A 26320-nucleotide genomic window follows, 5' to 3' on the forward strand; every position below is an offset into this window, starting at 1 on the left:
GAAAGCCATGAAGAAGCTGAACAAAAAAATCCTGTCCGCAGCGGCTATAGCAATCCTGTTTTCCGCCGCGGCCTACCCGGTGGTCCAGTCACAGGCACAAAATGCTGCAGGCATGACAGCAGCCACCTTGCGTTCCATCACAGACAAACGCCCGACACTGCATGCCGATGGCATAAAGTTCGGTGCCTATGATCCACATGGCGACTTTGGTCAGCAACAGGGTGTAGCAACCGAACACCTCTTCCTGCCCTGGGAAGACGTGGATCTGGATAGTCTGAAAACGGCCGATGCCTATGCGCTGGAACGCAAACGCAATGTGCTGATTACCGTTGAACCCTGGTCGTGGGACGTCAGCTGGCGCCTCACCTCCGATGAGTTGCGGCGGAAAATCCTGCAAGGCGGGTATGACGAAAACATGCACGCCATTGCCCGCATGGTCTCGCAAATGAAAAGCCCTGTCATCATTCGCTGGGGCCAGGAAATGGAAGATAAATCCGGCCGCTTCTCGTGGTCCGGCTGGGCACCCAATGACTACATCACTGCCTACCGCCACATGATGGATATCGTGCGCAAGGAGGCACCCAATGCCAAACTGATGTGGTCGCCAAAGGGTGAAGACGGCCTGCAGGCCTATTATCCCGGTGACAACTATGTCGACTTTGTAGGGCTGTCAGTGTTCGGTCTCGAAGCCTTCGACAAAATCGAACATGGCGGCCCGTGGACCTTCGGACAATCCCTCAAAAAGGGATACAGTCTGGTGGAAAAATACAACAAACCGATATGGGTCGCCGAACTGGGTTATGAAGGCAATGATGCCTACATCGAACCCTGGATGAACGACGTAACGTTGAAAACTAGCGAGTTCCCCAAGCTGGAAGAAGTCGTCTATTTCAACGACAAGGACGTCCATCCATGGCCGCATAACCTTGGAAAACCCGACTGGCGCGTGGTGCGCAACGACCAGACCAACTGAAGCGCTGCCATGCCAAACCACACATAAAAAAGCCCCGCACGACAGGCTGCGGGGCTTTGTTGTTCAAGCGATACGGCGGCGATCAATCCTCTTGGATATGGCTCGTATGCTTGGTGTCGCGCATGCGGATGTAAACGATCAGCGATAGGCCAATCATGATCGTGACGTACCAGAAAAACCACTCTTCATGGCCGATCTGCTTGAACTTCAAGGCTACGAACTCTGCCGTACCGCCAAACACCGTATTGGCCAGCGCGTAAGGAAGCGTAACGCCGAGTGCACGGATGTGCGCCGGGAACAGTTCCGCCTTAACGACGGCATTGATCGAGGTGTAACCGGTGACGATCAACAGACCCGCAAGAACCAGAGCGAATGCTGCAAAGGCATTTGTCGTTACAGCCAAAGTCGAGAAAATCGGATAGGTGCACAACAGACCGAGCACACCGAACCCGACCATCAGCGGCTTGCGACCGATCTTGTCGGAAAGCGCACCCGCGACAGGCTGGAACAGCATGAACACAAACAAAGCAGCTGTGGTAATCTCCGTCGCACTTTCCTTGCTGAAGCCCGACGTATTGACGAGGAACTTCTGCAGGTAGGTCGTGTAGGCATAAAAGGCCAATGTACCACCGGATGTCAGTGCCATAACCATCAACGCTTCACGCGGATAATGGCGGAACAGGGCCCAGCCACTGGACTTCGGCTTTTCAGCCGTATCAGCCTTGGCATTTTCAAAAGACTGCGTCTCAACCAGACCACGACGGATGTAAAACACCGCAATGGCGAGGAAGCCGCCAATCAGGAATGGGATACGCCAGCCCCACGAGCTGAGCTGTTCCGGCGTCAGCACACGCTGAAGAACCAAGAGAACCGCCAGCGCCAGCAACTGACCGGAAATCAGCGTGACATATTGGAAGCTTGAGAAAAAGCCGCGACGGTTCTTGCCCGCCATCTCGCTGAGGTAGGTGGCACTTGCGCCATATTCACCACCAACACTGATGCCCTGCAACAGACGTGCAAATACCAGAATGGCTGGCGCCGCAATGCCAATGGTCTCGTGGCCGGGCGTAATAGCAATCAACAACGAACCGAGACACATCAGCGTCACCGACAGCGTGAGGCCCGCCTTGCGGCCCTTGCGGTCTGCGTAGGTTCCCATGAACCAGGCACCGATCGGGCGCATCAGGAAGCCGACCGCAAAAACGGCCGCCGCGCTTAACAATTCGGCGGTCTGGTTGCCGGAGGGAAAGAAGATCGGCGCAAAATACAGCGTAAAGGCCGAATAAACATACCAGTCATACCACTCGACGAGATTGCCTGCGGAACCGCCAATAATGGATTTCAAACGGGTTTTCTGGTCCAGGACTGGAGCACCAGCCGGACTTGATGACATCTTATTCACAGTAACTCCAATTCGTAATTATCTGGAGATGAGGCGCGCGGAGGTATGAGATGCGATATTTTGCCGCGCCATAAGACGGCTATACACCCGGATTGCTGCGATGCGCAAGTTTATGCTGCGATGCAGCAATATAGCATTAGACCAAAGAACTAGGCGCGAAAAACAGGTATCGTGCCGAACAGGAATTCGTTCCTGCGGCAATCTTTATCAAATCATCGATGTGAAGATTTTGGTGCCCCTTGCCGGAATCGAACCAGCACTCCTCTCGGAACCTGATTTTGAGTCAGGCGCGTCTACCAATTCCGCCAAAGGGGCAACAGGAGCGAAGTCCTGTGGTATGGCGCCGGACTATACGAATGAACCGGTTCCGGTCAACCGGTTTTTACAAAAATCAGCAATTCACGAAACTTTGCTTGATCACCGTGTCGAGCGGAACATTCACCACATTTACATTCCCGCATGTACTGGATTACAGGTTACAGCATGAGGCCGGGCAGGACGGCACCCATATACCCCTCCTTTTCTGTCTTATGCGTGGGCAATTTTCATCACGCAGATACCAAAGCAAGAGTGAAATCCATGGCACAGACACAATCCGCGCAATCCGGTCTTACCATTTCTTCCGTTCTGGTCACCGCAGGCATGATCTTCACCGTCGGCTCGGCGCTTGGCTTTCAGCACATTGGCGGCTACACGCCGTGCGCGCTTTGCCTCTTGCAGCGTGATCCCTATTATTACGCCATTCCGCTCGGCATTCTCGCCATCCTCGCAAGCCTTCTGAAGCTGCCCTCATGGACCGTCAAAACATTTCTCGTGCTGATTGGTATTGCGATGCTGATCGGCGCTGGCATGGGCGTTTATCATTCCGGCGTTGAATGGGGTTTCTGGGAAGGTCCGACGACCTGCGCCAGCGGCGCACCATCGATCACAACCAATGCCGGCAGCCTGTTGAGCGATCTCAACGCCATCAAGGCGCCTTCGTGCAACACCGCAGCATTGCGCGTGCTTGGTCTGTCGTTTGCGGGCTGGAACGTGATTGCAAGCGTAGCGCTGGCCGCAATCGCCTTCTTCGGCGCAACCCGCAAAAAGATCTGACCGGGAACCGGCTTCATCAAGGCTGAAGCTCGGTATCCCAGTAAAGATAGTCCATCCAGCTTTCATGCAGGTAATTGGGCGGGAACAACCGTCCATTATTATGCAGGTCCTGCACGGTTGGCTGGTAGGGTCTCTGGTGCGGAAGCATGCCAGCCTGTTTCGGCAATTTACTGCCTTTGCGCAGGTTACATGGTGAACACGCCGCAACGACGTTCAGCCATGTTGTTTCACCACCATGCGCACGCGGAATAACATGATCGAATGTCAGGTCGTCATGAGAGCCGCAATACTGGCATTGGAACTTGTCGCGCAAGAAGACATTAAAGCGGGTAAAGGCAGGGTTTCTGGCCGGTTGCACATAGGTTTTGAGGCTTATGACACTCGGTAATCGTATCGAGAAACTCGGCGATGAAACCGAGTGATCATACTCTGCTATGATATTCACACGATCTAGAAAAACCGCCTTGATCGCGTCCTGCCATGACCAGAGCGACAAGGGATAATAACTCAGTGGCCTGTAGTCAGCGTTCAGAACGAGCGCTGGCAAAGCCTGTGGGGAGACTGCAATCGTCAAGGGCTTCTCCTGATCGATTCGGCATCTGCATTGTGTATATTAGGTCTGTTGTTACAGTATTGTGAAGCCTATAAATGAAGCGCTCAAAGAAAGGCAGATTTCAGGCGACTGGCAGCGCCTCACGCCGGGTTATTGCAGCGTAATAAGACCAGAAAAGCCGGGCCGCCACCGAGCGCCAGGGCGACCATTTTTCTGACAAAACAGCCAGTTGACGAGCGGTCGGGCGCGCCTCCATGTCCAGCGCATGAGCAACCGCAGCCTGCAAAGCCACATCCCCGGCCGGAAAAATATCCGCATGGCCACCGCAGAACATAAGATAGACCTGCGCCGTCCATGGCCCTACTCCTTTGACGGCGGTCAATTCGGCCATCGCAGTCGCGGCATCAATCTGGCTCAAAGCTTCAAGATCCAGACCACCTTCGGCAACCGCCGTGGCAATACGCTGCAAGGTCTGCGCTTTGGCACGGGAAAGGCCAAAACCGGCGGCAATATCCGGGTGAACAGCCAGATATCGGTCCGCGGTCATCACCTGCGTCCCCGCGACAATCCGACCCCAGATCGCATCAGCACTGGCACGTGATACCATCTGAGACACGACAATACTGGCAAGACCGGCAAAGCCGGGTTCGCTGAGACGTAGCGGCACCGGTCCACACCGGCTGGCAATAAGGCTTAAGGATGGATCAAGCACAAACAGGGCCGTAAGCCCGTTGGTAATATCGTCATCCCCACGAATAACCGTCATCGAATTTCCCAGTCAAACCACAACCTATTAGAGGGCCTAGGGTCAACACGTCCACCGACCCTTGGCAAACAGAAAAAAATAATGCCTGTAGAGATCATGTCTGATCTGCCACGTCAAAATTGCGTTACCCGTTTTGCTCCAAGCCCCAATGGGCCATTGCATCTGGGTCATGCCCTTTCTGCCTTCATGAATGCCGATATGGCGAGAAAAAACCTGGGTCGTTTTCTGCTGCGCATAGAGGATATCGATCAGACCCGCTGCACTCCGCAGTTTGAACAGGACATTTACGACGATCTTTCCTGGCTTGGTCTGACGTGGGAACAACCTGTCCGGCGCCAGTCGCAGCATTTCGACGACTACCGACTTGCACTGGAAAAACTTGTTGCCATGGATCTTGCCTATCCGGCATTTCTGACGCGCGGCGAAGTGAAGGCAATCGTCAAGGCATCAGAGGCAGGTGGCACGCCATGGCCACGCGATCCGGACGGCGGGGCGCTTTACCCTGATAGCGATAAACAGCGATCATCGGCCGAGCGACAAAGTCGCCTCGAAGCAAACGCCCTCTTTGCATGGCGGTTGAACATGAAAAATGCCATTGCCCAGCTTGATGAACCATTATTCTGGGACGAGTTCGGTAGCGGCCAGCATCAAACAATCAAGGCCGATCCGGCCCAGTGGGGCGATGTTGTGCTATCGCGTTCGGATGCGCCATCCAGTTATCACCTCTCCGTTGTGGTCGATGACGCGTTGCAGGGCATCACCGACGTGGTCCGCGGAATGGATCTCTATCATGCCACCGCCATTCATCGGCTCTTGCAGCAACTGCTGAGCCTTCCAGCACCACGCTACCATCACCACAGGCTTATTCTGGGTAACGACGGACGCAAACTTTCCAAAAGCCAGGGCAGCACCGGACTGGCAACGTTGCGCGCAGCCGGCAAAACACCATTAGATGTCCGCAGCCTGGTCGGGCTCTGAACTTTCCTTGATTGTTTTGCCGTTGATTGTCCGCTTGATGATGCGGCGGACCTGATACTTCATCAGCGCGGCATTGACCTCCGCACCCAGCATAAAGATCACCCCAATCATGTAGAGAAACACCAGCACGATCATCACCGACGCCAGACCGGCATAGGTGGCGGTGTAATTTGCAAAGGTGGCAAGATAGGAAGCAAAAAGCAGCGCGCCAGCCACCCAGAACAGCAATGTCAGCACGATGCCCGGCAGCACATCCAGCAAACGCCGCCTGCCCGCTGGAAGCCATAGATGTGCAATCACCAAGCCGGTAAATAGAACGATGATAGTTCCGTAAACACCAAGGCTGGAGATAGTACTGAGAAAATCGGTCATCCACGGAAAGCGCACTTCCGCGAAAGCCAGAGCCACCGGCACCGCCACCAGCACCGTGCTGATTGCAGCAAAGATGATGACCGCCATTAGCACATAAAAAAGGCTCCACAGACGGGTTACATACCACCAGCGCGTTTCGGACACGCGGTAGGCGCGGTTGAGCGATATGCGCAGCGCCTCTACCCCGTTAGACGCAAAGTAGGCGGCAGCCAGCACCGAAACTGTCAGCAGTCCCCCGCGCGGAATGGTCAGGACCTGCTGCACCTGGGCCGCAATGGGTGCGGCAATCGCCTCCGGCCAGGTATCAAAAATCAGATGAACAGCTGTTTCCGAAAAACTGTCCGCGCCAAGGAAACCGGCCAATGCCGTCCCGAAAATCAGGAACGGAAAAAGCGCCAGCAAAATAGACAATGCCACGTGACTTGCCATTGCCCAGCCGTCATCCTCCGCAAAATGGAAGTAGGCGTCAAAGGCAACCTTGTAGGCCAGTCGCAGAGTGGCGAACATGTCACCTCCTGATTCATGCATGCTGATTGTAACTTAGTGGCGAATATGGGAAATCAGCATCGCTTTGTACAGGGAAGAGGCATGACAGACAAACCGGTTATCATCATTACAGGCTGCTCCTCCGGCATTGGCGCCCATTGCGCGACAGCGCTGCAAGACGATGGTTGGCGGGTTTTTGCCACTGTCCGAAGAACTGAGGATATGGCGGCGCTGGAAAACCAGGGCATTGAAACCCTCCTGATGGACTATACCGAACCCACATCGATCGCGGCGCTGGTCGACACGGTTGCCGCCCGCACTAACGGACGCATCGATGCGCTGTTCAACAACGGTGCCTATGGCCAGCCCGGCGCAGTGGAAGACCTCTCGGTTGATACGCTACGCCGCCAGTTTGAAACCAATGTTTTTGGCTGGCATGACCTGACCTGCCGCGTCATTCCCTTCATGCGCAGGCAGGGCAAGGGCCGCATCGTGCATTGCTCATCCATTCTCGGCCTTGTGCCATATCGCTATCGTGGCGCCTACACCGCTTCAAAATTCGCACTCGAGGGACTGGGTGTAACCTTACGCATGGAACTGGAAGGCAGCGGCATCCATGTCAGCATGATCGAACCGGGACCAATCGCATCAAAATTTACCGCTACCGCCCTTTCGCATATCGAGGCCAATATCGACCTGAAGAACTCGGCGCATGCGGCGCAGTACGAAAGACAACTGGCGCGCCTGGACGGAACAGGTCCGGTTAACAAGCATAAGCTTGGTCCTGAAGCAGTCTATAAAGTGCTCAAGCATGCCTTGACCGCAACAAGACCGAGGCCGCATTATCTTGTTACCGTTCCAGCCAAACAGGGTGCGTTTTTGAAGAGGATATTACCCGCCGACATGTTCTATCGGCTGCTGCGCAAGTTCGACTAGCCAGAAACGGAAATTCAAAGCAGAGTTTCGCAATGTGCATTGCGAAAACTTGAAATGATGATGCGTATCAAACGCACGGCACCTCAGGGAAACAACAAGGATAAAATCATGTCGGGGTTCACAACAGTTCTTGCCCTCATCGTCATGGGACTTGTCGTTCTCGTGCTGATCCGTGGCCTGTTCAACATGCTCAAGGGAACGGATGGCAACAAATCCAACAAGCTGATGCAACTGCGTCTGGTTCTTCAGGCATTGGCCATTGCGCTGATCATGCTGACATTGTGGATTACCGGCGGCGGGCGTTAAGACAGGAAAAACATGGTCAAGCTGAACAAAATTTACACCCGCACCGGCGACAAGGGCACCACAGCTCTGGTGTCTGGACCACGCCGCCGCAAGGACGACCTGCGTGTTGAGACCTACGGCACGGTGGACGAAACCAATTCGGCCATCGGCATGGCACGCCTGCACACCAAGGCATTTCCCGAACTGGATGCCATGCTGATGCGCATCCAGAACGATCTTTTCGATCTGGGGGCCGACCTTGCCGCGCCGGATACGGGAGAGCCGCTGGGTTATGAACCGCTGCGGATCATCGCAGCCCAGGTGACCCGCGTTGAAACCGAAATCGACGCATTGAATGCAAGCCTTTCACCGCTCACCTCATTCGTGTTGCCCGGCGGTTCACCGGCATCGGCCTATCTGCATCTGGCGCGGACCATTTCCCGCCGCGCAGAACGGCAAATCGTGGAGCTGTCTTTTACCGATGGCGAAACGGTAAGCCCGGCGGCACTGCAATACATCAATCGTCTCTCCGATTTTCTGTTCGTGGCAGCGCGTTTCACCAATGACGGAGGCGCTGCCGATATTCTTTGGGTACCGGGCAAAAACCGCTGAAAATGATCATGCATCAGAGGAAAATCGATGTTCATACCGTTGCATGATTCGAACTCCCTCAAGCACATCAAAACCCAATACGTCACGATTTCGCTGATCGTCATCAATACAATTGTTTGGCTTGTGACCGGTGCGTTGGTTTCAGACGAAACCTTCGGTCGCGCGGCCATGGGGCTTGGCTTCATTCCAGCAGTGGTGTTCGACTATGCGCATCTGGAGCCTGCATTGCAGATGATACCCGATGACGCCACCTTGATCACCTACGCGTTCCTGCACGCAGATTTCTGGCACCTCGCTGGTAACATGGTGTTTTTATGGGTGTTTGGCGACAATGTTGAAGATGCGCTCGGCCATGTCAGGTTTCTGCTGTTCTATCTGCTTTGCGCTGCGGCAGGCGCCCTGTTCCATGGTCTGGTCGCGCCCATGTCGGAAGGTCCGCTGATCGGCGCATCTGCAGCCGTGTCAGGGATTGTTGCCGCCTATTTTCTACTGCATCCGAAAGTCCGTGTTTGGGTGCTAGTGTTGTTTCGTATCCCGCTTCCGCTACCGGCCTTTATTCCACTCGCGCTGTGGATCGGCCAACAGTTTCTGATGCTGGCTGCAGGCATGGACGATAACGTCTCCTGGGCCGGGCATGTCGGCGGTATTCTGGCTGGCAGCATCCTGGTTTTGGTCATGCGACGCAAAGGCGTGCCGCTGTTTGACCGGACAATTGTCACGCCAAAGGCAGTCAAACACACGACCGATGATGTAAAAACAATACCGGTGTCGCAAAATCAGCGCTCCAATGGCGGCATCCGATGGGGTCGCTGAAAACAAACCGCTTTATCTTATCTGCACGTAAACGTCAGATATCAGTCCAACGCATGGCGTCATGAGCAATGGTCCGTTGAATTTATGGAAAAAATGCGTATCCATGTGCCCACTCGAAAATATGGTGGTCGTATGCTCTGTCCACATGATTGAAGTTGAAGGAAAGCTCCATGAAGATCCTTGTGCCCGTTAAACGAGTTGTCGACTACAACGTGAAAATTCGCGTGAAAGCAGATGGCACGGGCGTTGAACTTGCCAACGTCAAAATGTCGATGAACCCGTTTGACGAAATCTCCGTCGAAGAGGCTCTTCGTCTGAAGGAAGCTGGCAAGGCCGAAGAAGTGGTCGTTGTGTCAATCGGTCCGGCCAAGGCCGAGGAAACGCTGCGCACGGCGCTGGCCATGGGTGCCGACCGTGCAATCCTGATTGAAACCGATGAAACGGTTGAGCCGCTGGCAGTTGCCAAGCTGTTGAAGGGCGTAGTCGATGCGGAAACGCCGGATCTGGTTATCCTCGGCAAGCAGGCCATCGATGACGACAGCAACCAGACCGGCCAGATGCTGGCGGCATTGCTCGGCTGGGGTCAGGGCACCTTCGCATCGAAGGTCGAAATTGCTGACGGTTCCGTTGCAGTCACTCGAGAAGTCGACGGCGGCCTGCAGACCGTTTCGCTGAAATTGCCTGCCATCGTGACCACCGACCTTCGCCTCAACGAACCACGTTACGCGTCGCTGCCGAACATCATGAAGGCCAAGAAGAAGCCGCTGGACAAGAAGACCCCTACCGATCTGGGTGTTGATATTGCGCCGCGCCTCAAGGTTTTGAAGACCGAAGAACCGGCTGGCCGCAAGGCAGGCGTCAAGGTTGGCTCGGTTGCAGAGCTGGTATCGAAACTCAAGGCCGACGGCGTATTGTAAGAGACGGATAAGGGAGATTTTATTATGGCCATTCTTCTTCTGGCAGAACACGACAACGCAACCCTTTCCGACCAGACCGCCAAGACGCTGACGGCAGCCACCAAGATTGGCGGCGACGTGCATGTGCTGGTGGCTGGCTCCGGTGCTAAGGCTGCCGCCGATGAAGCTGCAAAGCTGTCCGGCGTTGACAAGGTGCTTCTTGCTGACGACGCGTCCTACGCAAACCAGCTGGCAGAACCGCTTGCTGCGCTGATCGTTTCACTGAGCGGCTCTTACGACGTCATCATCGCACCTGCGACCGCATCGGCCAAAAACGTTGCGCCGCGCGTTGCAGCTCTGCTCGACGTCGCACAGGTATCCGAAATCACCGAAGTGGTTTCCGCTGACACCTTCAAGCGCCCAATCTATGCCGGTAACGCCATCCAGACCGTACAGGCAACTGACGCCAAAAAGGTCATCACGGTTCGCACGGCATCTTTCGCTGCGGCACCAGCCGGTGGTTCCGCTGCTGTTGAAGCGATCGCTGCTGCGACCAACCCAGGCGTTTCGTCTTTCGTGTCGGACGCACTGGCATCGTCTGATCGTCCTGAACTGACATCTGCCAAGATCATCATCTCCGGTGGCCGTGCACTCGGCTCGTCTGAGAAGTTCAAGGAAGTCATTCTGCCGGTTGCCGACAAGCTGGGTGCGGCCGTTGGCGCATCGCGTGCGGCTGTTGACGCCGGTTATGCACCAAACGACTGGCAGGTTGGCCAGACCGGCAAGGTGGTTGCTCCTCAGCTTTACATTGCTGCTGGTATTTCCGGTGCCATCCAGCACCTGGCTGGCATGAAGGACTCGAAGGTCATCGTGGCCATCAACAAGGACGAAGAAGCACCAATCTTCCAGGTTGCTGACTACGGCCTAGTGGCAGACCTGTTCGACGCTCTGCCTGAACTCGAAAAAGCACTGTAAGAAAACAGGCACTATGCCTTGATTGCCGGGCAGGAAACTGCCCGGCAATATTTATTAATCCCTGCACCCATATATAATGCCCGCATAACTGCACCCGCTTTGCCCGGAGGAAACAGCACCATGACCGTTACATTGAAAAATATCGGCATTATCGGAGCGGGCCAGATGGGTTGTGGCATCGCCCATGTTTCGGCATTGGCCGGATACAAGGTGCATATTTACGACCTGAGCCAAAGCGGCATTGAAGCTGGCCTTGCCACCATCAACGGAAACCTGGCCCGTCAGGTCAGTCACGGCAAGCTGGAAGACGAAAGCCGCAAGAACGCGCTGTCCAAGATCAGCGGTTCGACCGATATCAATGATCTCGCATCGATGGATCTGGTGATCGAGGCGGCAACTGAAAACGAAGACATCAAGCGCAAGATTTACGCGCAGGTTTGCCCGGTTCTGAAACCTGAGGCACTACTGGCGACCAACACCTCGTCGCTGTCGATTACCCGCCTTGCATCCGCCACCGACCGCCCGGAACAGTTCATGGGCATCCACTTCATGAACCCGGTTCCGGTGATGAAGCTGGTGGAACTGGTGCGTGGTATCGCAACCGGCGAAAAAACATTCGACACCGCCAAGGGATATGTCCGCTCGCTCGACAAGGCGATCACTGTCGCCGAAGATTTCCCGGCCTTCATCGTCAACCGCATTCTGCTGCCGATGATCAATGAAGCGATCTACACGCTTTACGAAGGTGTTGGCACGGTTGAAGCCATCGATACCGCCATGAAACTCGGCGCCAACCACCCGATGGGTCCGTTGCAGCTGGCAGACTTCATCGGTCTCGACACCTGCCTCTCCATTATGCAGGTGCTGCATGATGGTCTCGCAGACAGCAAATATCGCCCCTGCCCGCTGCTGGTCAAATATGTCGAGGCTGGATGGCTGGGTCGTAAATCAGGCCGTGGCTTTTATGACTACCGTGGCGAAACACCGGTTCCGACCCGCTAACAGGTCGCCATTACGCGGGGGAGAAAAGGTAAATTCACCCCCGCCATATCATTGGATCACGGCCCCTTGGCCGCCGTGATCAGGGCTTTGGCATCAGGGCTGTCCCATGCAGCCGGCCCATTCATCGATGCCAGCAGACATCCCTTGCCATCAAATAGCAGGGTGGCAGGCAGGCCAAAGGCCAGACCTTCCTTTTTCAGCACATTAAAAACGCCCATCGAACTGTCGCGGTAGTAACCGAGCGCACCGATCTTGTATTCGTCAAGGAAGGTTTTCGGCTTTTCATCGCCGCCCGTATCAATATTGACGGCAACCACTTCAAAGTCCTGCCCACCGATCTCCTGCTCGAGAGCGTTGAGTGCCGGCATTTCTTCCCGACATGGCACACACCATGTGGCCCAGAGGTTCAAAAGCACCGTCTTTCCGGCAAAATCCGCCATCGTCAGGCTCTGACCTTCCGGCCCCTTGAAGGTAAGGTTGAGCGGACGCGGCTCGGACGCCGGTGCCATCGCAGCCACCTGCCCCTTGGAAAAGGGCGTCAACGCCGCAATACGGTCGCCTGCACCTTCACATAAACCGGCGACATTGGCCTGAGCCTCTTGAACCGAGCTGCCAGACCCAATATGCCTCATGTAAACCGCGCCTGCACCGGCGATGATACCGGCAAGGGCAGCAATTCCAACAAGCTTGGCAGAGGGAAGGCGAAATGGTCTTTTTTCTGTCACTACATACTCCGGGACTGGCAAACCATGGCTGACGGCAACGACACGAAATCCTCTAACCAGATGTGGGGCGGGCGATTCGCATCCGGTCCGGCCGCAATCATGGAAGAGATAAATGCCTCCATCGGCTTCGACAAGAAACTTTATGCCCAGGACATCCGCGGCTCTATGGCGCATGCTGCCATGCTGGCTGAAAAAGGCATTATTTCGCACGAAGATAAAGACAAGATCACTGAAGGCCTGAACACAATCCTGTCAGAGATCAAAAACGGCACGTTCGAATTCTCGCGCAAGCTTGAAGATATTCATATGAATATCGAAGCCCGCCTCGCCAACCTGATTGGCCCTGCTGCCGGACGCCTGCATACCGCCCGTTCGCGCAACGATCAGGTCGCGCTCGATTTTCGCCTGTGGGTGAAGGAAGAGCTTCAGAAAACCGAAGCCATGCTGACGGATTTGATTGCTGCGTTCCTCGACCGCGCCGAACAACATGCAGACACCGTCATGCCGGGCTTCACGCATCTGCAAACCGCACAGCCTGTTACTTTCGGTCACCACTGCATGGCCTATATCGAAATGTTCGGCCGTGACCGCGCCCGTGTTCGCCACGCCATCGAACATCTGGACGAAAGCCCGATCGGTGCTGCCGCACTTGCCGGCACCGGTTATCCGATCGACCGTCACATGACGGCAAAGGCACTCGGTTTCCGCGAACCGACCCGCAACTCCATCGACACGGTTTCAGACCGCGACTTCGCGCTGGAATTCCTGTCGATCGCCTCGATCTGCGCCACGCATCTGTCGCGTCTGGCGGAAGAAATCGTCATCTGGTCGACACCACAATTCGGCTTCATCCGTCTGTCGGATGCATTTTCGACCGGCTCTTCGATCATGCCGCAGAAAAAGAACCCGGATGCTGCTGAACTGGTGCGCGCCAAGACCGGTCGTATCAACGGTTCCCTGGTTGCCCTGCTGACCGTGATGAAGGGCCTGCCGCTGGCCTATTCAAAGGACATGCAGGAAGACAAGGAACAGGTCTTCGATGCCGCAGAAAGCCTCGAACTGGCCATTGCCGCGATGACCGGGATGATCCGCGACCTCGAAGTCCGCACCGACAAAATGCGCGCAGCTGCCGGTTCTGGTTACTCCACGGCAACCGATCTGGCCGACTGGCTCGTACGTGAAGCCGGCCTTCCGTTCCGTGATGCGCACCATGCCACCGGCCATGCTGTGGCACTGGCCGAAAAGAAGGGCTGCGACCTCGCCGACCTGTCGCTTGAGGAATTGCAAGCCATCAACCCGGCTATCACCAACGGCATTTTCGATGTTCTTTCTGTCGAAGCCTCGGTTGCCAGCCGCACCAGCTTTGGCGGTACGGCACCGTCTGAAGTCCGCAAACAGATCGCCTGGTGGCGGGCGCGCAACTGATCAATTTAGCGTTACACCAGCATCACAAGAAACAGGGTGCACAAGCGCCCTGTTTTTCTGTATCAGAAGAGCAACTTTTTCCTTTGGACAGACCAATGCTTTCAAAAACGGTTCGTAGCTTCCTTCTTCCCCTTGGCATGACGCTGGTCGTCAGCCTCGTCGTTACCGGTTGCGGCCGTAAAGGCGCGATTGATCCGCCAAGCACGCCGGTAGAGCTGCGCAACAAACGCCCGGCAGATGGCCAGGAAGTCAAACAGGTTACGCCTGAGCGTCCTTTCGTTCTCGACCCGCTGCTTTAACGGAACTTAGACCGTGAACCATTTTCAGTATATTGACGGCGTCCTGCACGCCGAAAACGTGGCCGTGCCAGAAATTGCCAAGGCCGTTGGCACCCCGTTTTATGTCTATTCCACAGCCACACTGGAACGCCACTACAAGGTGTTTTCGGCAGCCTTTGCCGATGTCGATTCCATGGTGTGCTACGCTATGAAGGCAAATTCCAACCAGGCAGTGCTGAAGACATTGGCCCGTCTGGGTGCCGGCATCGACGTCGTGTCCGGCGGTGAGCTACGCCGCGCACTGGCAGCCGGTGTTCCCGCCAGTCGCATCATGTTCTCGGGCGTTGGCAAGACTGTTGTCGAAATGGATCTGGCGCTGGAAGCAGGCATTTACTGCTTTAACGTTGAGTCCGAGCCGGAACTGGAAGTGCTGAACCTGCGCGCCATCAAGGCTGGCAAGAAGGCACATGTTTCCTTCCGCATCAATCCGGATGTCGACGCGCGTACCCATGCCAAGATCTCGACGGGCAAAAAAGAAAACAAGTTCGGCATTTCCTACCAGCGCGCCCGCGCCGTTTACGCCCATGCGGCAACGCTTGAAGGTATTCAGGTTACCGGCATCGACATGCATATCGGCAGCCAGATTACCGAATTGCAGCCGTTCGAGGACGCATTCCGCCTGCTGCGCGAACTGGTTGAAGAGCTGCGGACCGAAGGTCATGTGATTGATCACGTCGATATCGGTGGCGGTCTCGGTATTCCCTACAAGGACGACAACAACCCGCCGCCACTGCCAGATGCCTATGCCGAGATCGTCAAGGCACAGCTTCGCAGCCTGAATTGCAAGATCGTTACCGAACCTGGCCGCCTTATCGTTGGCAATGCCGGTATTCTGGTAACCGAAGTGCTGTTCGTGAAGGACGGCGGTGAAAAGACCTTCGTGATCGTAGACGGCGCCATGAACGACCTCATTCGCCCGACCCTTTATGAGGCCTATCACGAAATCCGTCCGGTCAGAATTTCTGCTGCCAATGCACCGCGCATCAAGGCCGATATCGTTGGCCCAGTCTGCGAAACCGGTGACTATCTGGCGCTTGATCGTGAAATGGCGATGCCGAAGCCCGGTGATCTGATTGCGGTCGGTTCGGCTGGCGCCTATGGCGCGGTTCAGGCGGGCACGTATAATTCACGCCTGCTCGTTCCCGAAGTGCTGGTCAAGGGCGATGAATTCCACGTTATCCGTCCGCGTGGCACCTATGAAGAGCTGATCGGACTTGATTCCGTGCCAAAGTGGCTGGATTGAGATCGGCATTCCCGATCACTTTTGAGAGAAATCATCGGAAAAATGAGGGTGAGCAGCCGCTTGCCCTCGTCTTCGCCATAAACAGTGTTATCTTGTAGAGATTGCACCAGCACGTCAGGCGTCCGTTTGGACAGCTGATCGGGTTGTGGAAATTTCGATGTGCGTGTCGTGCTTTGCGAAAAGCGATTAGGGTTTTCGCACCGATACGCTAAAATATTTTGCGATTCCGGTTCTTGCGGGATCAGGTGGCCAGAACCGGGAGAACGGATTGATGACCACATCCAGACAAGGCAGAAAAGGCGCCTTCGAAGGACAACCTGCGCTGGCCCGGAAGGTCGCAGCGAAGCGGTTTGTGGCCAGATTGGTGCTGCTGGCTGAGCGCGCCGCCCCCCTTTCCATTTTACCGCTGTCGATTATCGCCATTTTCCTCTCGCTGGCTTGGTTCGGTGTTTACCGTCAATTGCCGGACTGGCTTCGTCTCGGCGTCGTTTTCATTCTGGTCTTCGGCCTGCTGTCGTCGCTGTTGCCGTTCCTGCGTCTGCGCTGGCCATCAGCCGATGAAGCTGGGCGCCTGCTTGAAGAACGTAATGATCTGCCGCACCAGCCTGTCGGCGTGCAGGAAGATGAACCAGCATTCGACACGCCGTTTGCCCGCGCGCTGTGGAAAGAACATCAGCTGCGCATGGCGCAACGTATTGCCACCCTCGATGCTGGCCTGCCGAAACCCGATATTGCCCGCCATGACCGTTTTGCGCTTCGCGCTATTCCCGCACTTGTTCTGGCAGCAGCGTTCGGCTTTTCCTATTCCAATGGTGCCGGCACCGTTGTTGAGGCATTCCGCAACAGTCCGGCAGCCGGACCAATCAATCCTGATTTACGCATCGACGCATGGGTCACACCACCGTCGTACACCGGGCGTGCACCGATTTTCCTGACCGGACGTAACGAGGCTGCGACTGAGGCCGTGGCGGTGCCACAGGCATCGAAACTGACAGTTCGTGTCACCGGCGGTGAAGGTGGAGAGCAGGTCAGCTTTGAGCCGGAAGTGGCAGGCCGTTTGCAACCCCTGCAGCCAGAAACAACCTCAAGCGGACAGACACCACCGCAAGCAGCGGCAAACAACGCCCCTGCTCCCGAAGCAGACAACAAACAGCTTCCGCCACGAACCTACTCGCTGGAAATCGCCGAAAGCGGCACCCTTGTTGCCAATGGCGAACAATGGGTCTTTGACGTTATCCCGGATAAGCCACCGGTCATCTCCTTCGACAAGATGCCGCGTCGTGCCGTGAACGGCGCGCTTGAAATCGGCTTAATCGCTTCGGATGATTACGGCCTGCGTGAAGCGCACGCGATCATCGAACCTGCGGAAACAAACGAAGACGCAACACCTCTTTATCCCCTGCCGGAATACAAGCTGGACCTGCCACGTCAAAACAGCCGCGAAATCAAAGGTCTGACCAGTCGCAACCTGACGGAACATCCGTTGGCGGGCAAAAAGGTGCGCATCACTCTGGTCGCCAGCGATGGCGCCGGACAGGAAGGTCGTAGCCCTTCACATGAAATGGTTCTACCCGGTCGCGGCTTCAGTGAACCACTGGCAGCAGCGGTTGCCGAACACCGCCAGATTTTCGCAATTGATACCCGACAGATGCCGAAAGCCATTGCCTTTAACGAGGCGGTGACAATGCGTCCGGAAGAAACCATCCCCAACAAGACGCATTATCTGCTGCTGCGCTCTGCTCATACCCGCATGAAACTTGCCTACGACGAGGCTAGCCTGAAGGACACTGCCGATTACCTCTGGGAAATCGCCCTCGGCATTGAGGACGGTGATCTGTCGCTGGCCGAGCGCCGGTTGCGCGATGCACAAAAGCAGCTTTCCGACGCGCTTGAACGCAACGCACCGGACGAAGAAATCGCCAAGCTTATGGAAGAACTGCGCAACGCCATGCAGGATTTCATGAGCGAGATGGCGCAGCGTATGCAGAATGCGCCGCAATCCAACATGAATCAGCAGGCGCAAAACTTCCTGCGTCAGCGTGACCTGCAAAACATGCTGGACCAGATTGAAAATCTGGCCCGCTCGGGCAATAGAGATGCCGCCCAGCAGATGCTGTCACAGCTGCAACGCATGATGAACAATTTGCAGATGGCACGCCCGCAGCAGGGTCGCCAGAACCAGCAGAGCAGCCAGCTGGGACAGCAGATCGACAAGCTCGGCGAAATCATGCAGCAACAGCAGCAACTGATGGACCAGACCTTCCAGTTCGATCAGGCACTGCGTGACCGCATGCAACGCGGCGATCCACAGCAGGAAAGCGAAAACGGCGAACAGCAACAGGGTCAGCAGGGCCAGCAGGGTGACCAGCAACAGCCAGGTCAGGGTCAGAATCCCACCGACCAAATGACGGCGGAGCAGCTTCGTGAAGCTTTAAAGCAACTGCGCGCGCAGCAGGACGCACTTGGCAAGCAGCTGGGTGAATTGCAGCAGGGTATGAAAGATCTTGGCATGCAGCCCGGCGAAGGCTTCGGCAAAGCCCAGCAGGAAATGCAGGGTGCCGGTGAAGCCTTGGGCCAGGGACAGGGCGACCGCGCTGTTGAGGGTCAGGGCAATGCCCTGAATGCTCTGCGCCAAGGTGCACAGGACATGATGAGCCAGATGATGCAGGCCATGCGCCAACAGGGTCAGGGCCAAGGTCAGGAAGACGGCATGATGGGTCAGGGCGGCCAGAACGGCCGTGATCCGCTCGGTCGTCCACGGGCCACCAACGGTCCGGACTTTGGCGATCAGGTGCGTGTGCCCGATGAAATCGATGTGCAGCGAGCCCGCGAAATTCTCGAAGCAATCCGCGAGAAACTGGGACAGAACCCGCCGGGCGAAGCGGAACGCCGCTACCTCGAGCGTCTTCTGGATATCCGCTAGGACCTTATTCCAAAAGCGGTTGGACCGCTTTTGGAGAGCCCAGATACTGTCGTCAGGTCAGATCGTGCAGTTCTTTGCCAAGTGGCGCGGTGAGTTGAAAATCTGAGAAGCGGACCTTTAACCCTGCCCGTTCAGGCGTGCAGGCCATCGGGCCCACCAGATAATGGTCAGCGACATCAAAAGGCGCGAGCCGCACGAGCGGCCAGAACTGGCCATCGGCAGACACCTGCACGCGGATAACACCCTTTTCAACCGTGACCCGCATCCAGAAATCATCAGCATTGCCTTCGTATGGCGCAGTTGACCAGTCGGAGCGACCGTTGGTCAATACACTCGCCAGCATCGCGCGACCGTCGGAAAGCTCGATCCCGGCCTTCATCCAGCGGCGCTCATCAATCCGCACCATGATGCCAGCCTGATCGTAAAGCGCCTGATAAGCGCCGCGAATACGAAACTGGCATGTAAAAGCCGGTGGTGTCTGGACGCCGAAAAAATGCCCGCTGTCACGCGTGAAGCCGTAATAGGTCTCACGCCAATAATCAGAACCCTCGTCCGTCACCAGATCAAGAATACCATCCTTTAGCGACCAATCCTTCGGCTCATTCAGCCAGACACCGTTTTTCAAGTCACGCTCCTGTCAGCAATGCTGGGAAGGTACAAACTGCACCAGTTTTAAATGAGGATATAGAAAAGGAAAACTGAAATGCCTACGACACAAACGCAAGGCAGCTCAAGCCGCCGTGCGGGCCGCCAAGGCACGTGCAACAGCCATGCGAATATCGGGCAAGGCAAATGGCTTGGAAACCACGTCTACGACCTTCTCCATCAGGTCGTCAGCCCGCTCCCGCTGTTCGGCATAACCGGTCATCAAAAGAATGCGCATGTCAGGAAACTGCGAGGCCGCGCGGTGGGCAAGCTCAATGCCGTCCATAACCGGCATGCGGATATCAGACAAAAGCAAATCAAAGTTATGTTCCTGCAGTTTCTCCAGCCCCTCGGCGCCATCAGCCGCCTCATGGGTCTCGTGGCCATCTAGGCGCAAGGCACGCGCCACAAATGAACGCAGCGAATCCTCGTCTTCGGTAATCAGAATTTTTGCCATAATAACCATTGCTCCTGGCAGTCATCTCCAGCCGTGAGCAAAATCGCCGCTGCACCTTTTCAATCGGTAAAGATTGCGCCCTTTGTTACAAGATAAGACGCGATGCAGCGGACATGGTTAACAAGCGGTCATCAAAACGGAGGCGCTTAAGCCTCCGCATCACCTTTCACGACGCCAACAAATGGCAGTTCGCGGAAGGCATAAGCCACGTCCATGCCGTAACCGACGACGAAATAATCGGGGCATTCGAAGCCGACATAATCAGCCTCGAGGTTTTCCTTGCGCTTGACCTTTTTATCGAGAAGAACTGCGATGGTCACGTTGCGGGCGCCACGCTCATAAAGCAGTTCCTTGGCGAACAGCAACGTGCGGCCTGATTCGAGAATGTCATCGATCAGCAGAACGTCGCGGTCCTTCACATCGCTGTCTATGTCTTTGACGATCCGTACACCTTGCGAAACCGTGCCAGCACCGTAGCTCGACAGGGTAATGAACTCGACTTCAGGCGCAAGACCACTGTCATGCAGCGAGCGAATGAGATCGGCAGCGAAAATGAACGAGCCTTTGAGAACCGCGATGACCAGCAGGTCTTTTGTTGGACCCGAAGCGATGCGCTGCGCCATATCCCGGTTACGCTCGGCGATTTGTTCCGCCGTATAAAGCGGCTCGATGATCTTTCCACGAACGACGGGCAATGCAATCTCCTTGACTGACTGTCGGGCAGACCTTGACCTACCCGTTCAACGAAAGGAAATCCGCTACCACAATCACGAACCGGAAACACCCGTTTCCATGAAGGAAAGCTTCACACGTGGCGTTTTTCCACCGGGATGGCGCAATTTTGTCGTGAATCCGTGGCTCTGACGCCCCAGAATTTCGCTAACCGGGGCTTCGATGACAACACTGGCAACCAATTGGCCATTTTCGGACAGAAGATCAGCACGGATATCTGGAACCGCCACCACATCGCCGCCATGGTTCTCGACAATACCGTTGATGGACAGCACTTCCATGCCATCTGCATCCTGCGGTGTGATGGTGACATGGGAAAGCCCAAGCGGATTCACCTGTTCCTGCGCAGCAGACGGGGTGCCCGAAACGAGTGTGAAACCACCGGAGACGCCGAAGACCACGATGACAGAAAGCGCCACCAATGCCGAATAAGCATCGACAGACAATTTGCCAAGGCGTCTTTCCACGCGCTGCATTACGCCGGAGACCGGACGAGACGGCATCACACGCTGTTGATAACGGCGTTGCCGATTGTCATTGCCATAGCCGCGTGCCGGTGTTTCCTTTACCGTCACAAATTCGGCATCGACCACATCGTTTGCTGGCGTGCCGGAACGGGGCGCTTTTCGCGCGGGATGTTCAGGCAGGAGAAGATCGAAATCGAATGTGTCATGACGACGCGACGAACGGAACATACCCATGGAATTTCCTCTATGGTTTTCCGCCCTTTGAAAACTGGGCATTGAAACAAATACTCACCAAACGTAAATTTAAATGGTTAATGCTTCGCAAACATCGGGTCATCGCAGACACCGCACCACGGGCATGAAACCATGCAGCGACCTGAAACGTTCCATGCAAAATTGCCGTTGTGAAAGAGAAAGACTGGAAGTCCGTTGATCCATTTCGAAAATGTCGGGTTACGCTATGGTATGGGCCCCGAAATCCTCAGGGACATGACCTTCGATATTCCCAAAGGATCATTCCAGTTTCTGACCGGCCCTTCCGGTGCTGGTAAAACTACTCTTCTACGGCTTTTGTTTATGTCACTGCAGCCAACCCGCGGCATGATCCGCATGTTTGATCGTGACATTTCCCGCATTCCCCGCGCAGAACTTCCACTTTTGCGCCGGCGTGTTGGTATCGTGTTTCAGGATTTTCGCCTGCTTGAACATTTGACGACCTATGAAAATGTCGCGCTGCCGCTGCGAGTGCGCGGCAAGGACGAAAGCTCCTATCGTTCCGATGTGATTGAGCTTCTCAAATGGGTGGGACTTGGCGAACGCATCAACGTGTTGCCACCCATTCTATCCGGCGGTGAAAAACAACGCGCAGCAATTGCCCGTGCCCTGATGGATCAGCCGGAAATTCTGCTGGCCGATGAACCGACCGGCAACGTCGACCCTCCCATGGCCAAACGGCTTCTCAACCTTTTTCTCGAATTGAACCGGCTGGGAACCGCCGTTGTTATCGCAACGCATGATTTTGCATTGATGGATCAGATCGACGCACGCCGCATGATCCTTACCGAAGGGCGGCTCGACATCTATGAATGAGATCAACCGCCAACAGCTTTCACCGCAACAGAACCGCAAGCAGCGGCCTGCCATGCGCATCCGTCCGATGGGCCCGATCCTGCCCCCGTCCAATATTCAGGGCAATGCACTGATCGTCGTTATCGCCATCATGGCATTTCTTGCCTGTCTGACGCTGGGTGCTGTCAGCATGATCCGCGCAACGGCATCATCTTGGCAAAGCCAGATTTCCCGTGAGATTACCATCCAGATAAAGCCGGAGGACGGTCTGGACATGGCCGCCGCGCTGAGCAAGGCGCGCAACCTTGCTCTCACCTTTGTCGGCACCCGCGAAGGCACCATTCTCGATGACGCGGCCACAGCCCGCCTGCTCGAACCATGGCTCGGTTCGGGCCTTGATCTCAACGAACTGCCTGTGCCACGCCTCATCGTCGTTACCATCGACGAAAACAATCCACCTGACTTTCAGGCCATGCGTGACTTGCTGAAAACCGAAGTGCCGCAAGCCTTTCTCGATGACCACCGCACATGGGTAGACCGTCTGGTGTCTATGGCGCGAACAACCGTGATGATCGGCATCAGCGTGCTGGGTCTGGTTTTCATTGCTATGGTGCTGACCGTGGTCTTTGCAACACGCGGCGCACTTGCCGGCAACAGACACATCGTGGAAGTTTTGCATTTCGTCGGTGCGGAAAGCAAATTCGTTGCGCATGAATTCCAGAAACACTTTCTCAAGATCAGCTTCAAAGGTTCAGCCGCTGGCGGATTGCTCGCCTCAGCTGTGTTCCTGCTGGCGGGCGTTTGGCAATCACGCTCCATAGCCACTCCGCAAAGCGATCAGGCTACAGCACTGTTCGGCACGTTTTCGGTTGGCTGGACCGGTTACCTCGGCATCTTCGGCACGATGATCTTCATCGCGCTGCTCACCACCCTGACGGCAAGGATGACCGTCATTCGCACGATTGACGATATTGACCAGATGCGTTCTGACGCTTCCCGCACTGATGGAATTCCTCCGGGCTGAAATTGATTGGCTTGGAAATGCCTGTTCCTTGCCTCAATCTGCCATTATTGATTAGACATGCTGATGAGTCGGTCGCAACGCAACGATGAGACAAATATCTCACGGGAAAGCAGATCTGGAAAGGATTTGCTTTCGCGGCGTGGACCATTGCGCCGCACGGCGCGTTATCTGATCCTCATTATCCTCATCATTACAGCCGTTGTTTTTGCCGGTTTCCTGCGCTTTGCCGATGCGGTTGCGACCATGCGACCGCCAGAAGATATCAAGGCAGATGCGATTATCGTATTGACCGGTGGCTATCAGCGGATCGATCAGGCCGTCGAACTTCTACGCTCCGGTGCTGGTACACGGCTGTTGATTTCCGGCGCCAATCCTTCGACCAGCCGCGCCCAGATCCGCAAGATGACGCAAAGCTCGAGCGATCTGTTTTCCTGCTGCGTTGATGTTGGTTATGACGCTATCGACACCATTGGTAACGCCAATGAAGCGGCGCGCTGGATTACCGATCACGACTATTCGAGCGTTCTGGTGGTGACGAACAATTACCACATGCACCGCAGCCTCTATGAACTGCGCCGCGCAAGCCCAAACACCGAATTTGTCGCCTACCCGGTTGTCAGTTCGGACCTAACCCGAAAGAACTGGTTCGCCGACCCGGATGTGTTGCGCACCCTGCTCTATGAATATGCAAAATATGTTGGTGCAGCCGCCCGTGATATGGTTGGCATGGGCAAAAGCAATGGCCTTCGCGGCACAGCCTCTCAGGACGCAAAATAAAACGGCACTTGCCGTAACTGCGCCTTTTCGTGTAGGCGTGCGGTAATTGCACCCGATATTGTGGTTTCGAAATATCTCCCCTCGAAACAGCGGATGTGCCCGGAGAGTTGCCCTTTATGCTCAAGCTGCGTTCCGCACTGTTCAACACCCTGTTTTATGCCAATCTCATCCTCAGGATGGTCGTGCTGACGCCGATCTATTTCATCCTGCCGCGCAAGATTGCCTATGAGATTCCCAAGAACTGGGCCCGTTCCAGCCATTGGCTGATGAAAAACATTGTCGGAACAACCTTCGAGATCGAAGGTCTGGAAAACATCCCGACCACTGGCTGCATTTTTGCGCCCAAGCACCAGTCCTTCTGGGACACCTATGCATTGCTGCCAAACCTCAATGATCCGGTTTACATCCTCAAGCGTGAACTGCTCTGGATACCGCTGTTCGGCTGGTACGCGATGAAACAGCGCATGATCCCGGTCAACCGTGCCGCACGCGGCAAGGTTATGTTGAAGGTGATGGAACGTGCCAAGCAGGAAATGGCGAAAGGCCGTGAGCTCATCATTTACCCTGAAGGTACTCGCCGCCCACCGGGTGCGGAACCGCAGTACCGTTACGGCATCGCCCGCCTTTACCGTGATCTCAATGTTCCGGTCGTTCCCGTTGCCATGCATCCGGGCCTGTTCTGGCCACGCCGTTCGACCATGCGTTATCCCGGCCACTTTAAAGTGCGCATTCTGCCGCCGATTGAACCGGGTCTAGATCCGGATGCGTTTTTCAAAAAGCTGATACAGGTCACCGAACAGGCAAGCGACGAGTTGCTGGTCGAAACGGCAACCAATAATCCGAACCTTCCCTTGCCGCCAACCGCCATCAAGCGTCTGGAAGAAATCAAGGCCATGAAAAATCAAAACGGCTGAAGGTCGCTTCCAAACCTGTCACGGCACGTGAGCGACCCGTCTTGCCTCTAGCACTTTCATGACGGGGACGTTTGTTACAAAATTGTGTACTAGTCACGGTTTTGCCGCTTATGGCCGTTCTCATTGTAGTTGTCGCCCTGCGCTGCTGCATCCATAAGAGTGGATTACCGTTTGGGCGACGAATCGCCCAAACGACCCCGGGAGAGACGACGTCTATATGATTGCAATGAAACAGATGAGGTGGGGCGGAGCGGCCTTGCTGGCCTTAAGCTTCGCATGCGCTGGAATATTACCCGCATGGACTGGCTATGAAAATGGCCCGATTGAGAATGCGCAGGTTTTGATATTGCTGGGTGGCGCAGTCGTGGCAATGGTTTTCGCCGCAGATCAACAATCAACGCTGCGATGGTTCTGGTTGGCCGTCATTCCTCTTTGGATCGTTATGGCGCTGCGCGAATTGAGTTGGGGTGGCGTCTTCATGCCGGCCCTGTCCGTCAGTGAACACGGACCATATTTCTCATCCTCTCAGCTTTGGTATAGATCTTACATCGTACCAATGCTGGTGGCAGTGAGCCTTCTGGTTGCCGTGCTTTTTATCAAGGCCAAAGGCCCGCATATTCTGAAGTACTTGGTCACTACGCGGCAGCTTCCCTACGCTGATATTGTGCTAGTTATTCTCGCAATGATCATTTCAGCCGGCGCCGAGGGGCATATGGGCCTGAATTTCGGTGATTGGGGTCACATGCTGGTTCTGGAGGAGATGTCAGAAACGGCGGCTTATGTTTTCCTGCTCTCCGCGCAGGCGCGGGTGAGGCTGGCGCTTCGGCACTACAGCCCCAACTAATCCCAGTACGGTGACAAATGGGAGGACATAGCGGTTTAACCGCCGCTCCGCTCCAGGCCGGATGCAACATTTTCCAGCCATGGATCACGAATACCGATATCCGCCAGATGCTGGATTGTGTTGACCACGTAATCAGTGTTGGGGCCAGACCGACCAACACTTGATCTCACGATCCGGGCGGCATCTTCGGCGCTCAAGCCACCGGCATATTGTTCGTGCAGCGGGTCGGCCACATAGGTCACGGCACTGACCTTACGCCCGGCCGCCAAGCTAACCGGGACAATACGTTCTTTATAAACATTGGTGACAAGTTCGCGCTCGCGCAGGTAGCCGATAACCTCGCCGTGATTGCTTCCCTTGACACGGAAAGCCACGCCACGGCAGGAGCCACCGCGGTCCAACCCCAGAACAAGACCAGGCTTTTCCAGCGTACCACGGTAAACGCTCGACCATATGCACAGAGAGCGTCGGTAACCATGCAAACGGGCCGTCTGACGTTCCTCAAACGCAAAACCCGGGTTCCACATTAAGGAGCCGTAGCCAAATACCCAAAAATCGTCCATATCGCACGCCAGATCATTATTATGTTTCGTC

29 protein-coding genes and 1 tRNA gene are annotated in these 26320 nt (G+C 55.5%); 19 read left to right on the forward strand and 11 right to left on the reverse strand.

Features of this window, described 5'->3' with window-relative positions:
- Positions 1-7: 7 nt before the first annotated feature.
- Entirely contained in the window at positions 8-973 is a 966-nt protein-coding gene (locus ACZ5FM_RS14780) for a glycoside hydrolase family 26 protein (RefSeq protein WP_464039101.1), read from the forward strand.
- A gap of 82 nt (positions 974-1055) precedes the next feature.
- Here the strand turns inward: ACZ5FM_RS14780 and ACZ5FM_RS14785 are convergent, their stop codons facing one another.
- Positions 1056-2366: an MFS transporter gene (locus ACZ5FM_RS14785; protein ID WP_464040478.1), complete on the reverse strand. Its 1311-nt coding sequence runs from the start codon at positions 2364-2366 to the stop codon at positions 1056-1058.
- 239 nt (positions 2367-2605) lie between these two features.
- Positions 2606-2690, reverse strand: a tRNA-Leu gene (locus ACZ5FM_RS14790).
- Positions 2691-2954: 264 nt separating this feature from the next.
- Between ACZ5FM_RS14790 and ACZ5FM_RS14795 the strand changes: the two genes are divergently transcribed.
- Positions 2955-3470, forward strand: coding sequence for a disulfide bond formation protein B (locus ACZ5FM_RS14795; protein WP_464039102.1), 516 nt, complete (start codon positions 2955-2957; stop codon positions 3468-3470).
- 16 nt (positions 3471-3486) lie between these two features.
- On the opposite strand, the gene ACZ5FM_RS14800 is transcribed toward ACZ5FM_RS14795, so the two are convergent.
- The gene (locus tag ACZ5FM_RS14800; protein WP_192491511.1) at positions 3487-4044 is read right to left on the reverse strand and encodes an HNH endonuclease; all 558 of its coding nucleotides are present in this window, start codon (positions 4042-4044) and stop codon (positions 3487-3489) included.
- Between the two features lie 100 nt (positions 4045-4144).
- A complete protein-coding gene (locus tag ACZ5FM_RS14805; RefSeq protein ID WP_464039103.1) occupies positions 4145-4789 on the reverse strand; it encodes a DNA-3-methyladenine glycosylase family protein in 645 nt (214 codons plus the stop codon).
- A gap of 81 nt (positions 4790-4870) precedes the next feature.
- Between ACZ5FM_RS14805 and gluQRS the strand changes: the two genes are divergently transcribed.
- Positions 4871-5767: a tRNA glutamyl-Q(34) synthetase GluQRS gene (gene gluQRS / locus ACZ5FM_RS14810; protein ID WP_464039104.1), complete on the forward strand. Its 897-nt coding sequence runs from the start codon at positions 4871-4873 to the stop codon at positions 5765-5767.
- Here gluQRS and ACZ5FM_RS14815 read toward each other — a convergent pair.
- Complete coding sequence (locus ACZ5FM_RS14815; protein ID WP_192491513.1) at positions 5738-6646, reverse strand: YihY/virulence factor BrkB family protein; 909 nt, start codon at positions 6644-6646, stop codon at positions 5738-5740. The two genes, gluQRS and ACZ5FM_RS14815, sit on opposite strands and share 30 nt — an antisense overlap.
- Before the next feature lie 81 nt (positions 6647-6727).
- Here ACZ5FM_RS14815 and ACZ5FM_RS14820 point away from each other — a divergent pair, with 81 nt between their 5' ends.
- The 7 genes from ACZ5FM_RS14820 to ACZ5FM_RS14850 all read left to right on the forward strand — a co-directional run bounded on the left by ACZ5FM_RS14820 (position 6728) and on the right by ACZ5FM_RS14850 (position 12144).
- Positions 6728-7561 (forward strand): SDR family oxidoreductase, encoded by an 834-nt coding sequence (locus tag ACZ5FM_RS14820; RefSeq protein WP_312950024.1) that lies wholly within the window; start codon positions 6728-6730, stop codon positions 7559-7561.
- A 108-nt stretch (positions 7562-7669) separates the two neighbouring features.
- Positions 7670-7867, forward strand: coding sequence for a twin transmembrane helix small protein (locus ACZ5FM_RS14825; RefSeq protein WP_192491515.1), 198 nt, complete (start codon positions 7670-7672; stop codon positions 7865-7867).
- 12 nt (positions 7868-7879) lie between these two features.
- Complete coding sequence (locus ACZ5FM_RS14830; protein WP_464039105.1) at positions 7880-8458, forward strand: cob(I)yrinic acid a,c-diamide adenosyltransferase; 579 nt, start codon at positions 7880-7882, stop codon at positions 8456-8458.
- A gap of 27 nt (positions 8459-8485) precedes the next feature.
- Complete coding sequence (locus tag ACZ5FM_RS14835; protein WP_464039106.1) at positions 8486-9271, forward strand: rhomboid family intramembrane serine protease; 786 nt, start codon at positions 8486-8488, stop codon at positions 9269-9271.
- A gap of 170 nt (positions 9272-9441) precedes the next feature.
- On the forward strand, positions 9442-10188 hold the full coding sequence (locus ACZ5FM_RS14840) for an electron transfer flavoprotein subunit beta/FixA family protein (protein ID WP_192491518.1): 747 nt from the start codon (positions 9442-9444) through the stop codon (positions 10186-10188).
- A gap of 24 nt (positions 10189-10212) precedes the next feature.
- Positions 10213-11142, forward strand: a complete 930-nt coding sequence (locus tag ACZ5FM_RS14845; RefSeq protein ID WP_464039107.1) for an electron transfer flavoprotein subunit alpha/FixB family protein — start codon at positions 10213-10215, stop codon at positions 11140-11142.
- Positions 11143-11262: 120 nt separating this feature from the next.
- Positions 11263-12144 carry a 3-hydroxybutyryl-CoA dehydrogenase gene (locus ACZ5FM_RS14850; RefSeq protein ID WP_192491520.1) on the forward strand — a complete coding sequence of 294 codons (882 nt, stop codon included), beginning with the start codon at positions 11263-11265 and terminating at the stop codon, positions 12142-12144.
- Between the two features lie 56 nt (positions 12145-12200).
- Here the strand turns inward: ACZ5FM_RS14850 and tlpA are convergent, their stop codons facing one another.
- Positions 12201-12869, reverse strand: a complete 669-nt coding sequence (gene tlpA / locus ACZ5FM_RS14855) for a thiol:disulfide interchange protein TlpA (protein ID WP_250985541.1) — start codon at positions 12867-12869, stop codon at positions 12201-12203.
- 24 nt (positions 12870-12893) lie between these two features.
- Here tlpA and argH point away from each other — a divergent pair, with 24 nt between their 5' ends.
- From argH to ACZ5FM_RS14875, 4 genes are all read left to right on the forward strand, one after another.
- Positions 12894-14294, forward strand: coding sequence for an argininosuccinate lyase (argH, locus tag ACZ5FM_RS14860; RefSeq protein ID WP_464039108.1), 1401 nt, complete (start codon positions 12894-12896; stop codon positions 14292-14294).
- Between the two features lie 95 nt (positions 14295-14389).
- Positions 14390-14593: a hypothetical protein gene (locus tag ACZ5FM_RS14865; RefSeq protein WP_250985539.1), complete on the forward strand. Its 204-nt coding sequence runs from the start codon at positions 14390-14392 to the stop codon at positions 14591-14593.
- 13 nt (positions 14594-14606) lie between these two features.
- The gene (gene lysA / locus ACZ5FM_RS14870) at positions 14607-15875 is read left to right on the forward strand and encodes a diaminopimelate decarboxylase (RefSeq protein WP_250985538.1); all 1269 of its coding nucleotides are present in this window, start codon (positions 14607-14609) and stop codon (positions 15873-15875) included.
- 271 nt (positions 15876-16146) lie between these two features.
- Positions 16147-18798 carry a TIGR02302 family protein gene (locus ACZ5FM_RS14875; RefSeq protein ID WP_464039109.1) on the forward strand — a complete coding sequence of 884 codons (2652 nt, stop codon included), beginning with the start codon at positions 16147-16149 and terminating at the stop codon, positions 18796-18798.
- A 52-nt stretch (positions 18799-18850) separates the two neighbouring features.
- Here the strand turns inward: ACZ5FM_RS14875 and ACZ5FM_RS14880 are convergent, their stop codons facing one another.
- From ACZ5FM_RS14880 to ACZ5FM_RS14895, 4 genes are all read right to left on the reverse strand, one after another.
- On the reverse strand, positions 18851-19423 hold the full coding sequence (locus ACZ5FM_RS14880; protein WP_464039110.1) for a DUF1349 domain-containing protein: 573 nt from the start codon (positions 19421-19423) through the stop codon (positions 18851-18853).
- Between the two features lie 105 nt (positions 19424-19528).
- On the reverse strand, positions 19529-19900 hold the full coding sequence (locus tag ACZ5FM_RS14885; RefSeq protein WP_192491527.1) for a response regulator: 372 nt from the start codon (positions 19898-19900) through the stop codon (positions 19529-19531).
- 146 nt (positions 19901-20046) lie between these two features.
- On the reverse strand, positions 20047-20595 hold the full coding sequence (gene hpt, locus ACZ5FM_RS14890; protein ID WP_192491528.1) for a hypoxanthine phosphoribosyltransferase: 549 nt from the start codon (positions 20593-20595) through the stop codon (positions 20047-20049).
- A 72-nt stretch (positions 20596-20667) separates the two neighbouring features.
- Positions 20668-21327, reverse strand: coding sequence for a hypothetical protein (locus tag ACZ5FM_RS14895; protein WP_250985626.1), 660 nt, complete (start codon positions 21325-21327; stop codon positions 20668-20670).
- A gap of 201 nt (positions 21328-21528) precedes the next feature.
- Here ACZ5FM_RS14895 and ftsE point away from each other — a divergent pair, with 201 nt between their 5' ends.
- The 5 genes from ftsE (at position 21529) to ACZ5FM_RS14920 (ending at position 25726) form a co-directional block, all read left to right on the forward strand.
- Positions 21529-22188: a cell division ATP-binding protein FtsE gene (gene ftsE / locus ACZ5FM_RS14900; RefSeq protein WP_192491529.1), complete on the forward strand. Its 660-nt coding sequence runs from the start codon at positions 21529-21531 to the stop codon at positions 22186-22188.
- Positions 22181-23191, forward strand: coding sequence for a cell division protein FtsX (locus ACZ5FM_RS14905; RefSeq protein ID WP_464039111.1), 1011 nt, complete (start codon positions 22181-22183; stop codon positions 23189-23191). Before ftsE ends, ACZ5FM_RS14905 begins: the two co-directional genes overlap by 8 nt.
- A gap of 63 nt (positions 23192-23254) precedes the next feature.
- Complete coding sequence (locus ACZ5FM_RS14910; RefSeq protein ID WP_464039112.1) at positions 23255-23968, forward strand: YdcF family protein; 714 nt, start codon at positions 23255-23257, stop codon at positions 23966-23968.
- A gap of 116 nt (positions 23969-24084) precedes the next feature.
- Positions 24085-24882, forward strand: a complete 798-nt coding sequence (locus tag ACZ5FM_RS14915) for a lysophospholipid acyltransferase family protein (RefSeq protein ID WP_250985533.1) — start codon at positions 24085-24087, stop codon at positions 24880-24882.
- A gap of 217 nt (positions 24883-25099) precedes the next feature.
- Positions 25100-25726: a hypothetical protein gene (locus tag ACZ5FM_RS14920; RefSeq protein ID WP_464039113.1), complete on the forward strand. Its 627-nt coding sequence runs from the start codon at positions 25100-25102 to the stop codon at positions 25724-25726.
- A 35-nt stretch (positions 25727-25761) separates the two neighbouring features.
- Here ACZ5FM_RS14920 and ACZ5FM_RS14925 read toward each other — a convergent pair whose 3' ends face one another.
- Positions 25762-26289, reverse strand: coding sequence for a gamma-glutamylcyclotransferase (locus ACZ5FM_RS14925; RefSeq protein WP_464039114.1), 528 nt, complete (start codon positions 26287-26289; stop codon positions 25762-25764).
- Positions 26290-26320 lie beyond the last annotated feature (31 nt).

It is taken from the genome of Agrobacterium sp. 5Ca50, from assembly GCF_055381905.1.